Annotated in this window: 17 protein-coding genes and 1 tRNA gene; 8 read left to right on the top strand and 10 right to left on the bottom strand. The window is 39.0% G+C overall.

What is annotated here, in order from left to right; all coding sequences use genetic code 11:
* Positions 1-5: 5 nt before the first annotated feature.
* On the bottom strand, positions 6-632 hold the full coding sequence (locus QNI29_RS05395) for a bifunctional 4-hydroxy-2-oxoglutarate aldolase/2-dehydro-3-deoxy-phosphogluconate aldolase (RefSeq protein ID WP_231418323.1): 627 nt from the start codon (positions 630-632) through the stop codon (positions 6-8).
* A 100-nt stretch (positions 633-732) separates the two neighbouring features.
* The gene (locus QNI29_RS05390) at positions 733-1,512 is read right to left on the bottom strand and encodes an IclR family transcriptional regulator (RefSeq protein ID WP_231418324.1); all 780 of its coding nucleotides are present in this window, start codon (positions 1,510-1,512) and stop codon (positions 733-735) included.
* Between the two features lie 653 nt (positions 1,513-2,165).
* Between QNI29_RS05390 and QNI29_RS05385 the strand changes: the two genes are divergently transcribed.
* From QNI29_RS05385 to QNI29_RS05360, 6 genes are all read left to right on the top strand, one after another.
* Positions 2,166-2,408, top strand: a complete 243-nt coding sequence (locus tag QNI29_RS05385; protein ID WP_231418326.1) for a FeoA family protein — start codon at positions 2,166-2,168, stop codon at positions 2,406-2,408.
* 12 nt (positions 2,409-2,420) lie between these two features.
* Positions 2,421-3,152, top strand: coding sequence for a FeoB small GTPase domain-containing protein (locus QNI29_RS05380; protein ID WP_231418327.1), 732 nt, complete (start codon positions 2,421-2,423; stop codon positions 3,150-3,152).
* Positions 3,142-4,542: a nucleoside recognition domain-containing protein gene (locus QNI29_RS05375; protein WP_231418328.1), complete on the top strand. Its 1,401-nt coding sequence runs from the start codon at positions 3,142-3,144 to the stop codon at positions 4,540-4,542. The genes QNI29_RS05380 and QNI29_RS05375 overlap by 11 nt, the downstream gene beginning before the upstream one ends.
* A 196-nt stretch (positions 4,543-4,738) precedes the next feature.
* Positions 4,739-4,927, top strand: a complete 189-nt coding sequence (locus QNI29_RS05370) for a hypothetical protein (RefSeq protein ID WP_231418329.1) — start codon at positions 4,739-4,741, stop codon at positions 4,925-4,927.
* Positions 4,928-5,074: 147 nt separating this feature from the next.
* Positions 5,075-5,266 carry an aspartyl-phosphate phosphatase Spo0E family protein gene (locus tag QNI29_RS05365; protein WP_231418330.1) on the top strand — a complete coding sequence of 64 codons (192 nt, stop codon included), beginning with the start codon at positions 5,075-5,077 and terminating at the stop codon, positions 5,264-5,266.
* Positions 5,267-5,356: 90 nt separating this feature from the next.
* Positions 5,357-6,088 carry a hypothetical protein gene (locus QNI29_RS05360; RefSeq protein ID WP_231418331.1) on the top strand — a complete coding sequence of 244 codons (732 nt, stop codon included), beginning with the start codon at positions 5,357-5,359 and terminating at the stop codon, positions 6,086-6,088.
* 140 nt (positions 6,089-6,228) lie between these two features.
* Here the strand turns inward: QNI29_RS05360 and QNI29_RS05355 are convergent, their stop codons facing one another.
* Positions 6,229-6,678, bottom strand: a complete 450-nt coding sequence (locus QNI29_RS05355) for a hypothetical protein (protein ID WP_231418332.1) — start codon at positions 6,676-6,678, stop codon at positions 6,229-6,231.
* A gap of 329 nt (positions 6,679-7,007) precedes the next feature.
* A complete protein-coding gene (locus QNI29_RS05350) occupies positions 7,008-7,193 on the bottom strand; it encodes a hypothetical protein (RefSeq protein ID WP_231418333.1) in 186 nt (61 codons plus the stop codon).
* Between the two features lie 103 nt (positions 7,194-7,296).
* Here QNI29_RS05350 and nagZ point away from each other — a divergent pair, with 103 nt between their 5' ends.
* On the top strand, positions 7,297-8,910 hold the full coding sequence (gene nagZ / locus QNI29_RS05345) for a beta-N-acetylhexosaminidase (protein ID WP_231418335.1): 1,614 nt from the start codon (positions 7,297-7,299) through the stop codon (positions 8,908-8,910).
* Positions 8,911-9,715: 805 nt separating this feature from the next.
* On the opposite strand, the gene QNI29_RS05340 is transcribed toward nagZ, so the two are convergent.
* The 4 genes from QNI29_RS05340 to QNI29_RS05325 all read right to left on the bottom strand — a co-directional run bounded on the left by QNI29_RS05340 (position 9,716) and on the right by QNI29_RS05325 (position 12,129).
* On the bottom strand, positions 9,716-10,330 hold the full coding sequence (locus QNI29_RS05340) for a hypothetical protein (RefSeq protein ID WP_284526868.1): 615 nt from the start codon (positions 10,328-10,330) through the stop codon (positions 9,716-9,718).
* A gap of 38 nt (positions 10,331-10,368) precedes the next feature.
* A complete protein-coding gene (locus QNI29_RS05335; protein ID WP_231418338.1) occupies positions 10,369-10,752 on the bottom strand; it encodes a hypothetical protein in 384 nt (127 codons plus the stop codon).
* A gap of 237 nt (positions 10,753-10,989) precedes the next feature.
* A complete protein-coding gene (locus tag QNI29_RS05330; protein WP_231418341.1) occupies positions 10,990-11,544 on the bottom strand; it encodes a hypothetical protein in 555 nt (184 codons plus the stop codon).
* A gap of 144 nt (positions 11,545-11,688) precedes the next feature.
* A complete protein-coding gene (locus QNI29_RS05325) occupies positions 11,689-12,129 on the bottom strand; it encodes a DUF3997 domain-containing protein (protein WP_231418343.1) in 441 nt (146 codons plus the stop codon).
* 235 nt (positions 12,130-12,364) lie between these two features.
* On the opposite strand from QNI29_RS05325, the gene QNI29_RS05320 reads away from it, so the two are divergent.
* A complete protein-coding gene (locus QNI29_RS05320; RefSeq protein ID WP_231418345.1) occupies positions 12,365-13,402 on the top strand; it encodes a DUF2268 domain-containing putative Zn-dependent protease in 1,038 nt (345 codons plus the stop codon).
* Positions 13,403-13,643: 241 nt separating this feature from the next.
* On the opposite strand, the gene QNI29_RS05315 is transcribed toward QNI29_RS05320, so the two are convergent.
* Together QNI29_RS05315 and QNI29_RS05310 are read right to left on the bottom strand one after the other, a co-directional pair.
* Positions 13,644-14,792 (bottom strand): AI-2E family transporter, encoded by a 1,149-nt coding sequence (locus QNI29_RS05315; protein ID WP_231418346.1) that lies wholly within the window; start codon positions 14,790-14,792, stop codon positions 13,644-13,646.
* Positions 14,793-14,903: 111 nt separating this feature from the next.
* Positions 14,904-14,976: transfer RNA gene (locus QNI29_RS05310), tRNA-Val, on the bottom strand.
* Between the last annotated feature and the right edge of the window lie 105 nt (positions 14,977-15,081).

Below are 15,081 nucleotides of genomic sequence, written 5' to 3'. Positions count from 1 at the left end.
ACCCCTTATATTTCTTTGACTTTCGTGATGATCTTCCTGGCTTGTTCTTCGATTTTGTCGAAATCTTTTTGTTCAATCCAATTTGGATGAACAAGTGAACTTCCTAAACCAACAGAACTCCATCCGTTTGCTAAGTAGTCTTGTATATTCTCATCAGACACTCCGCCAACGGCCATCCCTTGTATAAATGGTAGTGGCCCTTGAATGTCTTTCAAATAGTTTGTTCCAACATGTCGTACCGGAAATACTTTCACCATTTCAGCACCAGCTTCATACGCCTCTAACGCCTCTGTTGGCGTGAAGACACCTGGAATGACAGGAATCCCGTTTCGATTCCCCACTTCTATGGTCTCTTTTCTATAAGTGGGCGCTAATAGAAAATCTGCACCAGCCATAATGGACTGACTTGCCTGGTGTTCATCAAGAACCGTCCCTGCTCCCACCACCATGTCCGGGTGACTCTGTTTAATGGCCTGAATATGTTCAAGCGCCCCCGGGGTGTTTAGAGTAACTTCAATAATTCGTACCCCGCCGTTATATAAAGACGTCGCCACATCCAGAATCGATTCTGGATTCTCTAAGCGAAGAATCGCAACGACTTTTTCTTTCGCAATCTGTTGTAATGTCGACATTGAACCCCTCCGTTCCGTATTAAGGAACACTGTTCCATTATTCGTTGTAAAAAAAAGCCCTTACAAAAAGAGCCTAGCTTATTGGATTGGAAATTGTCAACTATAAATCCTGACCGGTATATCCTAGCTGGCGGGAAATTTCAAGGGCTGAATGACGAACTTCCTGCTTACATCGACCTAATTTCTCTTCTGTCATCCGGTTACTCGCTCCCGCCACACTGACAGCAGCCACCACTTCTCCCCTGTGGTTATAGATCGGTGCAGCAACACAGCGAACCCCTTCTTCATGCTCTTCCCAGTCCAAAGAAAGCTGGTTTTCACGGATACTCCTTACATGCTTAACGAGATCATCCACATCTGTAATGGTATGAGAGGTGTAGGCTTTTAGATCGCTTTTTGCATACATCTTCCGAATCTCTTCTTCTGTTTCATAGGCCAGAAGTAATTTCCCTATCCCTGTACAATACAAAGGCGCGCGCTTCCCGATCGCTGAGTACATGCGGATGGTAGCATACTTCTCCACCTTATCAATATAAACCACTTCCTCATGATCCCGAACTCCAATATGTACCGTCTCCCCCGTTCGTTCTGCAAGAGCATGAATAGAAGAAGAAGCAACTTGCCTAATGTCCAGATCCTCAGCCACACTTTCTCCAAGCTCAAGCAACTTCAAGCCAAGACGATAGTACTCAGAAGTCTCATCCTGTTGAACAAACCCTTGCATCTTTAAAGAAGACAGCAAGCGATGAGCCGTGCTCTTTGACACATCAAGGCGGTGCGAAATTTCTGTCACCCCAAGCCCCGCTGATTCTGATTGCAGTATGGATAATATCTGTAATGCCCGGTTTACGGACTGAATGGTTGTGCCTTCTTGTTTCATCCCAATTCTCCTTATCTTGTTCAACTCGTTCTTTCATTTAAATGTATCATGAATCGAAATGAGGTGCACACTGCTTCCTCGAAGTTTGTGTGCTTGGGCTTGCTCGGGGACAACTCGCTTTCCTGCGGGGAGCTGGGAAGCCTCCTCATTCGCTACGCTCATTCCGGGGTCTTCCCTAGGCTCCTTCCCCCGCGGGAGTCTCGCAGTCCCCGAGCAAGCCCTGGCATTTGGTAGTGAACAGAATGGATCCCATTCTTCTAACACCTATATTTCGCGTTTCTGTTTCTACCAATATAGAAAAGGAGGGCCTGGAAACTGCGAGACTCCCGTGGGCAGAAGAGCCTAGGTGAGACCCCGCAGTCCGGCTTTGCCGGATGAGGAGGCTCACCAGCTCCCCACAGGAAAGCGAGTGGTTTCCAGGCCCTCCTTACTCTCAACCAAAATAACAGAAACTTTTCCGAAACGGATCCTAACTACCTAACTCAAAAGAATAAGTTGCCCTAAGGAAACAAAATGAGTTACAATCAAAATATATAACTTCGGTAAAATCACATATATATAAATAACACATAGTATAGAGCACCTAAAATTTTTTACCCTATTTCTTTACCTGGTGCAACTTTTTATACCTAGATCAAAAGAGGAGCGGTTAGATGGATCAGGCTAAACCGATTAATCAATTTAACATTGGAGACCATGTTGAAATTACATCCATTGCATTAAAAGACGTTATGAGAAGGCGCCTTCTGGACTTAGGATTTGTACCCGGCGCTCGGGTGGAGGTCGTTCAAAAGAGTCCATTAGGAGACCCGATTGCATTTAGAGTGAGCGGAACGCAAATTGCTTTACGGAAAGAAGAAAGTTCTCTTATTTACGGTAAGGGAACCAGAGTTTAAGGAGGTCACAAGATGAGTCATACGATTGCACTCGCAGGAAATCCGAATACAGGGAAAAGTACGCTTTTTAACCTTCTAACCGGGTTGAGACAGCACACCGGAAACTGGCCAGGAAAAACGGTATTGCGCGCTGAAGGAGAGCTTCAAACCGATCGTCATTCTTATAAGATCATTGATTTACCAGGCACTTATTCTCTTTACTCCAATTCATCCGATGAAGAAGTCGCAAGAGACTATATTATTTTTGAAAAGCCTGATATTACGTTGGTGGTTGTGGACGCTACGTCATTGGAGCGAAACTTAAACTTAGCCCTACAAGTGTTAGAGATGACAGACCGGGCTATTGTTTGCGTGAACTTAATTGATGAAGCAAGACGAAAAGGAGTTACGGTTGATAAAGATAAATTATCGAAGTATCTTGGCGTGCCAGTTGTTCTTATTTCAGCACGGGAGAAAATAGGCGTGATTCAATTGCTAAAGACGATTGATCAGATGGCAGAAGGGCTAATTGAAACGAAACCTTACCAAATTCAATACTCTCTAGAAGTCGAATCCCAGATCCAGGAGATGGAACCTAAAATCAAACAGATTTTCGGGAATAGTCTTCCTTCTCGTTGGATTGCCTTACGGATACTAGATCGTGATGAACATCTCTTAGATGCTTTGAAGCGTCATGTTAAACACCCGAACGAACCAAAAGTAGATAGCGAGGTTGCGCAAGGAGGATGTTGTCATGGAGCTTAACACCGATCAAAAGCTAGCAGAGTTAGATGCGATCTTTAACGAACACGCACACCGATCAACAGATGAAGTTCGCGACCACATCGTATCTCGCATCTATAAATCATCGCAAAATGTAACAGATGCTACCGTTGAGAAGTCGGGTAAAAAAATGTCATGGATTGATCAAAATTTGGATAATGTTTTAACGTCTAGAACATTCGGTTTCCCGATTATGTTCCTCATGTTAGGTGTTGTCATCTACTTAACGATTGCTGGGGCTAACATTCCTGGCGTTTATATTGCCGCTCTTTTCGCTCAGGTCGAAGATTGGCTTACCGTTCTCTTTCAGTGGATGAACTCACCAGATTGGTTATACGGCATTGTCGTCGAAGGACTTTACAGAGGAACGTCTTGGGTCGTGAGCGTGATGTTGCCTCCAATGGCGATCTTCTTCCCTTTATTTGCGTTACTTGAGAACTTCGGCTACCTGCCACGGGTCGCCTTCAATATGGACCGCTTCTTTAAGAAAGCTGGCGCCCACGGGAAACAATCTCTTACGATGGCGATGGGCTTTGGCTGTAATGCGGCAGCGGTTATGTCTTCTCGTATCGTTGAATCACCAAGAGAGCGCATGCTTGCGATTTTAACGAACAACTTCGTTCCTTGTAACGGACGCTGGCCTCTATTAATCTTGCTGGCTGGATTGTTTATGGCAGCTGGTTTTTCTGGCGGAATGAACACGTTCGTTTCGGCTGGCGTCGTCGTTGGTATTGTCTTATTCGGGGTTGCTATGACTCTACTTGTTTCCTGGGGCTTATCTAAGACACTATTAAAAGGGGTTCCGACCCACTATACATTAGAACTCCCCCCTTACCGGAAACCGAAAGTATGGAACACCATTGTTCGTGCAACACTTGATAAATCATTATTTGTACTGAAAAGGGCTGTTCTCATTGCGGCTCCTGCCTCCCTCGTGACATGGATTTTAGCCAATATTTTTGTTGGAGATTTAAGCATTCTAGAGCATGTGGCTTTATTCTTAGATCCGTTCGCTCAGGCGATTGGATTAGATGGGTTTATCTTACTTGCCTTCATCCTAGGCTTACCGGCTAACGAAATTGTGCTGCCGATCTTACTCATGAGTTACCTTTCAACAGGTTCCATGGTGGAAGTCACGAATCTAACCGAGTTAAAGCAAATCTTCTTAGATCATGGATGGACCTGGTTAACCGCGTTAAACATGATGCTGTTCTCCTTGCTTCACTACCCATGTGGCACAACTATGATTAACATTTATAAAGAAACGAAAAGCCCGAAATGGACCTTTGTCGCCTTTGCTTTACCGACTGCCATTGCGCTAATTGTTACGTTTATAATTGCACAGGTTGTTCGAGGGTTTGGATTGGTTTAACAGCAAAAAACTCACTTGCCGAATTGGGAAGTGAGTTTTTTATTATTTAAAACCATTCAATAAAAATGGAAAGCACATTGCCCTACCATATCATCTATTTCAGTCGTGCGAAGTAAAAATGTCATTGACTATATGATCAAAAAGGGGTATAAATATATTATACATAACTTATACAAAGGAAGGGAGAGAATGGGTCATGTTTAGGTTAATCAGAAGTATTAATGGTACAAAGCAGGTACTGAAAGACCCTATTACCCAACAGGAGAAGTTGTTTCATCACGTTGAAGATGCCGTTCCTTTAAAGGGCAAGCTGAATAGCGTATTACTTGATGGGGAAAACTTTTGGGATATCGAACCCATCGACGTACCCACGGTTCATACATAAAATAAGCCTTCAGCTGAACAATACACCAACGCCCCCTCCTCACCTTTTTAAAAATATTTTCAAAAAACACGTTTAATATGATTTCACCAAGGGGTACAAGACCAATAGATATTTTCTAAATTTTGGTTAATGACCGGAGGATAAAGGGTGGAAGCAACTTTTATGAATACGATTGAATGTCTGGAACATAAGATTGAAAAGATTAGAGAAAAAATGTATGTGGCTTTTAATAATTCAGTCGAATATAGCGAACTTGTGAAGATCTCTCAGGATTTAGATGAACTTCTCAATCAGCTAGACGACCTAAATAAAAGGAACGCGAACATTTCGAGTCATTAGGATGACTCGATTTTTTATTTACCTTTTCACTTTACTCTTCTTTTAATAGGGTACATATGATAGACGATCTTTAAAACAGGGGATGTTAACATGAAAAGTAGATATATCCTTTCAACACTCATCTTAGGGACGATGATCATTTCAGGATGCAATGACAAAGAACAGACTGAAACGGATTCCACGAACTCAGAAGTAACCCAGTCCGATTCAGAAGAGCAAGATCAAGGTGACACCAATCCGGAACAATCATCCTCAACTAACGAGAATAAAGAAGAGAAAAGCTCAGACGCTGAAAAGGATACTAACACTAGTGAAGGTGCGGATGAATCTACTCAAAAACAGTCGTCAGACCAAGCTAGTCCATCTTCTCTACCTGAGAACGTAAAAATGAAAGAATTCGAAACGAAAGAAGCAGCTTCAGCGTATATCGATGGATACCAAAAGGTGACACAAACGAATTTAGACCTTGGCCATGATATAGAAGCCTTACAAGATGCCGGGGCAGGCCATCAGTACCTATCATGGAATGAAGGAAACTGGTGGATCGGACTCGATTATCCTACAGATTCAACGTATGCCGTAGAGCAAAATTCTGATGAAAAAGAGCTAGCGAAAAAGATTGTTACCTATTTAGACACTCACTATCTTCCTGCACCAAAAGAAATTGGCGCTATACAAGTAAATGGATTTAGGGACTCTTCTCAGACAAAAATACAATGGCAAAATGAGAATGTCGTCTATGAAATCACTTCTAATAAGAATAATCCTTTGGAAACAATTGAAATGGCTGTGGACGCCGGGAAGACGATCAGAGGTGAGTAAAGAGGCAGAATGATTGCCTCTTTTTTTATTAGAAAGATCACCGCATTGTTTGTTAACATTTAGTATAGTTTCTACTGACACATTGAAGCAGCTTGTCTCTTAAAGGAATTCTACTATTATATTGTTGGTCTAGGTAGTGCTTAATACAGAAACAGGGCTACCACGGACATTATAGGAGGAAGAGATACGATGAGGCACTTCACAAAAGTGTTAGTCTTTTCAATGATGACATCTATATAGAGCAGACATAGTAAACCAATCGCATATCTACACCAATAAAATAAAACTGCCATAGTCATAAAAGTAAATCTATCTAAATAGACATTTGCAACTACAAATAAAAGGAATACATTCATCCACATAGGCCATCTAGTATAAAGCTGACGAATACCTATATAGGTTAATGCATTAAGGATGATAAAGATTAAATATGAACGCAGATTAAAAAACATGCCAAACAGCCCTCCTTCAAAATTTGCTTCACCTGAAGGAAACCCACCCGTAACAAGCAATGTCACATGGAATAAACCATGGTTTATGATAAATACGATCGCAGCTCCTAATAAGCTTTTTTTAAAGAGTAACTCCATATTTTCACCGCCGATTAAGATATGAATGATTCAGATAGCATCTAAAGGGTTCAGGATTAGTAGATTCTAAGAAATTAATCACCTACTAAATTACTTTCTGGTTATACAAGAACTCTGCTATCATCACGTTCGCTAATCAATCTCATAAAACCTTTTGGATATAAAAAACAAATCAAAGGGCTCAGAGAAAAAGGAGAGCATTTTATGAAAAATAGAAGAAAACTTTTATACATTAGCCTATTTTTGGTTTTGTTAACTATTTATATGCCCTTAACCAAAAAACCTGGGGCCTTCTACTATGAGCTTGGCTACCCTTTTCATTACATAACCTACCTATCCACTAGCGAGATCCCACAAAATAAACTGCTAATCTTTTGGCCGACTAATTGGCTGAATCTTTCCATAGAAGTTATTCCATTATTCATAAATATGTTGATCATATATTGGGTCCTGCGAATGTTCATTAAACTGTTTAGAAGGATAATCGATGGAACCAACTTTAATGCTTCTTCCAAATAACTCTCCCCCTTTAGGATATGCAGGGGTTTTTACATTGCCATCCCCTTGTGCTAGTCTTATCGCAAACCCACACTTACTAAATTTAGAGGAGGATGTAAGGTGAAGAAGTTGTTTTTCTCTATTGTCCTTATTCTTTTGTTTGGTGGAACCTTTACTTCTGTTACGTTCGCCTCGGGATTCTCTGATGTACATAAAGAAGATCGCTTCTATAAGGAAATTATGTACTTAACGAATGAGTCGATCATTTACGGCTTTCCAAACGGAACCTTCCAACCTGAAGGAGACATCAACCGGGCCCAGGCCGCCATCATGATTGGCAGAGCTTTAGGTTATGATGGAGCCCAGCAGGAGACTGAATTCCCCGATGTCCATGGTAGAGCTAGTGGCTATGTTGCTTCGCTCGCATCAGATGGCATCATTAATGGCTTTCCTGATGGTACTTTCCGTCCGGATGAGGTTATCACTCGTGCTGATATGGCCATCTTTCTAGATCGAGCATTTGTTTCAAGTGAAGTGGATGGCTTAGAATACTTCAAAGATGTAGGCCCCAATATGCAAGCTTATAAGGCCATTGCAAACCTCCGTTCCGTAGGAGTTGCCATGGGGTATCCAGATGCCACTTATCATCCTAATGAGGAATTGAACCGGAAACAATTCACTGCATTTCTCGCACGAATAATTTCTCCAGAGCAATTTGTTTCTGAACGATTAAATGTAAGCGATCTCACTTTAAGTGAGAGGATCGGGCAGATGGTGATTGCAGGGATTGATGGCACTTCCTTAAATCCAGCTGATAAAAGGCTTATTACAGATGACCACGTTGGTGGCTTTATCTTTTATGCCAACAACTTAGAGACACAACAACAAACGATCAACTTCGTGAATGAAGTAAAAGCAGCGAACCAAATCAACAAACTCCCTCTTTTCATCAGTGTCGATCAAGAAGGAGGCCGAGTGGCTAGGCTACCAGGAGTCAAAGCTACGCCGTCTAACGAAACCATCGGTGATCGAAATGATCCAGCATACGCCTATTCCATTGGTCAAACATTGGGACGTCAATTAGATTCGATGGGCTTTAACCTTGATTATGCTCCTGTCCTCGACGTGAACAGCAATCCTGACAATCCGGTAATTGGAGACCGTTCCTATGGCGATCAAGCATCAATTGTAAGCGAGATGGGAATCCAGACGATGAAAGGGATTCAATCCGAGAACATTATTCCAGTAATCAAACACTTCCCAGGTCACGGGGATACATCTGTAGACTCTCATATTGAGTTGCCTACTGTGAATAAAAGTTTATCTCAACTGGAAGAACTAGAACTTGTTCCGTTTAAGAAAGCTATAAATAATGGAGCAGATGTCGTGATGGTGGCACATATCTTAATGAAACAACTGGATTCCACCTACCCTGCTTCCATGTCAGAGACAGTCATTAGCGATATTCTACGGGATCAACTAGATTTCAACGGCGTTGTCATGTCCGATGATATGACAATGGGCGCAATTGCGAATAACTATGGAGTCGGAGAATCGGCAGTTAGAGCCGTTCAAGCCGGAAGCGACATTGTCTTAGTGGCTCATAACGAACAAAATGTCACCGCAGCCATCAAAGCAATTAAAACAGCCGTTAAAGATGGTCGTATTTCAGAAGCAAGAATGAACCGTAGTGTTCAGCGAATTATTGATTTAAAAAACAAGTACCTTCCATAAAGCTTGGTGCTATTCTAACTTCAAGCATATTCGAAAAAAGCACCGATCCGTGCAAAGAAAGAGATGACGTCAGCATCAGGCCGGCCTCATCTCTTTTTTCTTTAAATTATTGGAGGGCTAGTGGCCATTCGGAGGTAGAAGTAAACACTCAGGGAGGAAATTACCACAATATCTATCTTTAACTTGAGGACTCATTGAAATTTTTATTGAGCTCACTAAGTTCTTTAGAAAACATTTTGAGAAATTCGTTGCTTCAGTACCCTCATCTGTATTTAATTCTTTTCTGTAATCATTACGTTTCATTGTTTCCACTTTTTACCCCTTATTTTACCAACAATTGTAAAAGCATTTCATCAATATTGATAAAAATGGAAGACAAGCACTCAGTATGTTCTGACTGCTCTTTTCGCATAAAAAATGCACCTCAAAGGGTGCTATACTTACGATGCATCATCGTCCGCCTGTAACTTAAATATAGTGCTTTACCCTCAACTTCTAAGTTTGTTTAACAGGGGTCAAGCACCTCCTTATCTTTTTTTACGTCTACCTATAATAATAACTGTTGTCAATACAATGATTAATAAAAACATTCCACTGGCCACGGGGCTTTCCCCTCCCTGTTTTATATTCATGTGCATTGAATCATTTTCCAATTCTATTAATTTAACGATTTAAAAAGGATAAAGTTTCAAAATTTTGTTTATTCGTGTAATGGCCATACTGCGTAATGATGGGAAGAGGTTTCTAAAGGAAGCACGGGACGGTTCTGGTGCTTCCTTATTTCGTTCTAGAGCATTTCACCTTCCTATCTCCCATTGAAATTTTCATTGATCTCACTTAGTTCATTAATAAAATCAAACCAGTCGTCGTCATTAAATTTAAATTTAGGATCAAATGGATTCCTGTCTTTAATGTTATTCTGATGCCCTTCTATCTTATGATCCATTAAGATTATTTCATATGTAAGGTCTTCAAACCTTTCCAACTCAGCATTCACTGTATCATCCAACACATTAAAATATTCTAGCAAAACCTTATATTGCTCCTTATACTCTCCGTGTGAAATTTCTGGATTTTTGGTTAGCTTTAATTTCATTTCATTTAATGCATGCATATTTAAATGATCCATTTTTTTTGTTTTGAGAACTAACATTCTTAACTCATTTAATGAGTCCCACATGCTGTTTAAGGACCTATTTAATATCTCTTTAGAATAGTCATCCGGATTATCTGTAGCGTTTATATATTCTAACAATGGCTTGGTATACTTAATTTCATCTACGATGTTACTTACATGTAAGTCCACCTTATAATCCAGGTAGTTCGAATATTGATTACTTCTAATAAAGAAAAACACAGTTAAGATACACAACACTAGAATACCGCTAACCATAAGGAACGTTCTCATCTTGTTTTTCATGCTAACACCCTTAAATTTTTCAAAAAACTCACTACTAACTAACCCGGCTTAGGAGCTCTATAAATTTGGACAAGCTCTCCAAATTTTTCACCCTCCATAATATCAAACGAGATTCCATAAGTAACCTCATCATCTTCTTTCGTTAGGTTCCAAACATTCTTATCTAATTTAATGTTAAACTTCTGCTGAACATCTTTTGCGTTATGTCCCTCGATTATATAAATTGCCTTACCTTCATCGTTTTTTTCCTCTACTTTTTTATCGATTTTGAATAACATAGAATAATTAGTGATTTTTTTCTGAGAGGGATGATCGCTACAACCTGAAATGATAATCAAAAGTAAAACTATGAATAAAAAGTGGTTTCGGAACAAGTCCTCCACCTCCGCTATTTTGTAATCGATTACAGTTACAAAATACACGACAGAACATCATTTGTAAATTATTTTCCATTATTTTCATCTAATTCTCAATTAATTGTAGAGTTACTTTACTGTTTTAGTAAATATACGACACCAAGATAGTAGTGACATGATTTCTATTGGAGATAAGTTTGGTGATTCGCCACAGGAGAATATTAGCCCCAGTGAGGAAGAATAACTAGATTTATTGGCTAAGAGTTAAAGCTTTATAGGGTGGAGAGACAAGTAACTCCCCTTCTATCCCCCATATGGCAGCGCATCTTCTAGAGTCCTAAGCTTTTGCCCTACATTCTCTATACTGAGATCTGAATGCGGGATTTTGGTTTGAACTTGTATTTTGTTCAATACACCTATGTCGGATTCTATAGCTTTCTTTAAATCAGGAGTTAATTTGTATTCATTGTTTTTATATAATTTAAGATTCTCTTGAATTTTCTTTATAAACGTCCTTATATTTTTAGTATCTACATTTCCCTGATAATAAGGAGAGTTGCTTATATACTCCTCATAACGATTAAAATAACTTTCTAAAAAATATGAATGTCTTAAGGCTTCATTATAATATTCTTGTCTTGCGTCTTGGCTTAACACATTCTCATAGACCTTTGTATACCCAAAAAATGTAGCAAAACCTATTTCAATCTCCTTCACACTACTATCTTCAATATACTCTTTATACTCATTAATTTTTGAGCTATAACTATAGTATTGATAAACAATAATAACAACGGCAAGTAAGAGGAAAGCCCCAAGATATGTAACTATCTTTTTATTTCCCGAAATTTTGATCATTGCTAACACTCCTATTTTTTTGTATACACTTGAAGCGTGGGAATCCATTTAAAGAGAAAGAAGCACAGGAACTGCCCCTGTGCTTCAAGGTATTCAAAATCAAGGTTATTCAGAAATACTGGTATAATCACTTCACATCAACTATCAATCATATTCACTTATTTTTTTAAGTTCCAAATCCCCTAATTCAAATTTATCCTTATACCGAGTAAATTCCTTTTTAGATAACGGTCCTACTATTTCTTTGCTCGGTTTAATAATCCAATAATTCTCTACTTTCTTATCAGGGATTTCAACACCATTATTCTTCTCTGGATTTTCTTTAAGTGGGTGTTGAACTGCAATGATATAATTCTTATTCCACCCAAGCTTTATCACTTTAGAAGGTATTGTGTTATTTTCTTCGAATGTACCTTCTTTCGGAACAATCATCATTTCATGGGCACTAGCTTTAAACAATCTAAAATCATTAGGTAGTTCCCTATCAAAGTCCTGCATACCGGGCCCGAACTTTAACTCCCCACTACACCCTGAGAGTAGTAAAGTTACCATTATGGTAGTGGTGACAAGTAATCTAAACCTCATAATAATCTCCTAACAAGCAATACCTTTTAATCATACACATATTACCAGAAATCCGGTTCTTAAGTAAGCCCCACTGCATTCGCTAGAATAAAAAGGAAAATAAAGGTATTATATAGAATTCATTCATTTACAAGCATTTAACTATTACAGTACATATGTAAGGAATATTCTGAAAGTCGGAGGAGCAAAAGGACAATCCTTATGCTCCCGCCCTTTTTAGGCAAGGAGGCCTTTTGTGAAAAAATTATATTTTGTAGCGTTTATAGTGTTTTTATCCATTTTAACAGGATGTGAAGAATCACATGAAGAGAACCAGCCCGTTGTACTAGACTCAACAGAAAACACTAAGGAAGTAACCGAAAAAGAAACGTCCCCTATTAAAAACACAACTATCTCAGAATTCAGTGTGGAAAATCAGCATTTTAAATTCATCCCTTTGCTGGACTCTTATTATAAGTATGCTGATCACATGGAACAAAACCCGTTGGACAGCCGATCAGAAACGTTTTCCTCCAAGGTTTTACAGCCATTTCGTGAGGAAGCTTTCGGGGAGGAAAGAGGCGTTTTTTTAGAATATGAACCACAATTTGAGCCCCCTCGGAATGCTAGTAAAATAAAAGACGATGTTCAAATGCTAGATAAAGAATACGATCATATTTTAAGCTTAGTCAAAGATTCTTTAGAGAAATCTTCTAAAATGTTACCCGTTGGCTCAACAACAAACGTTTATTTAATTCCTTTTAATCCAAACTATCTTAATTTTATGAGGGAGATGGATGGAGCATATGGCCTTGCTAGCTCAAACGTCATTATGTTGTTTATAAACCCTGAGTACCTAAAAGATAACGATGATCACATCAAATATATAACAGCTCATGAATATCAGCACACAGCGCACTATAGCTCAAGCCAACCACAACAACCTGATTTAATCATCTACTCATTAAGGGAAGGGGAAGCAGATACTTTTGCCCAAATGCTATACCCAGAGCAGAAACCAGAATGGACGAAGGAATTGACAGCTCGTGAAGTTGATGCCATATGGGAGTGGGCCATAAAAAATAGACAAACTAATGATCGTAACGTTTTTAATGAATTTGTAGAGACAGGTAACAGTATGATACCAAAGAAGTCCGCTTATAGACTAGGATATGAGATTATGCAGGATTTCATTAGCAGGAATCCAAATGTATCTGTGGAAGATTGGAGTAGTATGGATCCTATTGAGATCATTAACCAAACAAAATATGCGAATAAAGTAAAGAACGAATGATTTTAATGGATGAATCATGGTTTCAGACAATTATTATAATACTTTTGGTCACTATGGCGTGACCATTCTGTGACCAATAATTACTGCTCTTAAGTCTGTTACGAGGAACTTTTGCTAAGTATACTATAAACGAAAATCATGAATAATAATTTGATTTTTAATTTACAAAAAAGAGCCTATTTATAAGGCTCTTTCTTTTTTCTTTCCGAAAGCACGGGGAAGGTTCTACTAAAAACCATACTTACTCTTCCATTTCATAATATCCACGGTCTTCCCCGTAATACTGGTTATATCGTTGCTTAAACTTATAGAAAAGATAAGAACCAATTACCTTTACGATTGCATAGCCCGGAATACCAAGAATCACACCGACAACACCAAATAAATTACCCGCAACCATTAAAACAAGGATGATCGTTAATGGATGAATTTTCATAGTTCTACCCATGATATTCGGAGAAACGAAATTCCCTTCTAAAAATTGGACTGCGATCCATACAATGACTAGCTTTATAAACATAAATGGGGAGCTAACAATGGCAATGATAGCAGCTGGAATAATTGCAATTGTTGGTCCTAAATAGGGTACAACACTTGTGACTGCGGCAATAATGGCTAATGTAAATGCATAATCAAGACCTATGATCAGGTAACCAATGAATAATAGAATGCCAATCACAGTAGCGACAATAATCTGCCCTTGGATATAGGACCCAACTTGAATATCAATATTAGTTAAGATTTGTTTCGTATCATCTCTAAATTTCGGCGGAAATAATTTAATGACAAAACGTTGAAACCTTTTACCATCCTTTAATAAGAAAAATAAGATAAATGGAAAGGTTACAATGGACACAATCGTATTTGTAATCGTACTAGCGACATTCTGTACCCCTTGAAAACCATTAGAAATATAAGTTCCAATTAATTGTGGCAATTCACTTAACCTTTCCATTACCCAGTTATAACCATCATCATAATATGGACCTAAAAATGAACTTTGTACCCATTGAGTCACCGTATCTCCTAGCTGTTTTAGATAATCAGGGAAGGTTTGAACTAAATCTTTGATCTGCGCTTCGATAGATGGAGCAGTTAACAAGATCATTCCAGTTAAAGCACCACTAAAGCCTAGAATAAGAATGATGACTCCCCAAATTCTTTTAATCCTTAACCTCTCGAGCAAATCTACAATTGGATTTAATAAATAGTAGGCTACGAATGCCAGGATTATTGGAGGTACTATAGTAGATAAAATGACCGCTAGTGGATAAAAGATAAATGAAATTTTAGTGTATATATAAATGGTTACTCCAACAAAAAGAAAGAAAGCTACTATGTAAAAAAAGGTCTTACCACCAATTAGTTTCAAAAATCTATTTTCCTCCATCCTTAAATACAGCTCCTTTAAAAGTAATGTGGAAGCGCGGGGACAGTTCTGGTGCTTCCTTATTTCATATAAAAAATCCCCAGAACCAAGAGGCTCCAGGGATTTCGCGTATGATTCTGACTGGGCTCGAACCAGCGACCTCCACCCTGTCAAGGTGGCGCTCTCCCAGCTGAGCTACAGAATCCTGGGACATATGTAATCTTACAACTTGGTAAGACACTTATTATAATACGAAATCTAGCAGGTAAAGTCAACTCCTTTTTCATTATTTATCCAAGGGATAAAGCCT

Origin of the sequence: Pontibacillus chungwhensis (assembly GCF_030166655.1) — a bacterium.
Taxonomy (GTDB): domain Bacteria; phylum Bacillota; class Bacilli; order Bacillales; family BH030062; genus Pontibacillus.
Note: the sequence above shows the minus strand (reverse complement) of the source record. Positions and strands in the feature narration are given on the sequence as shown.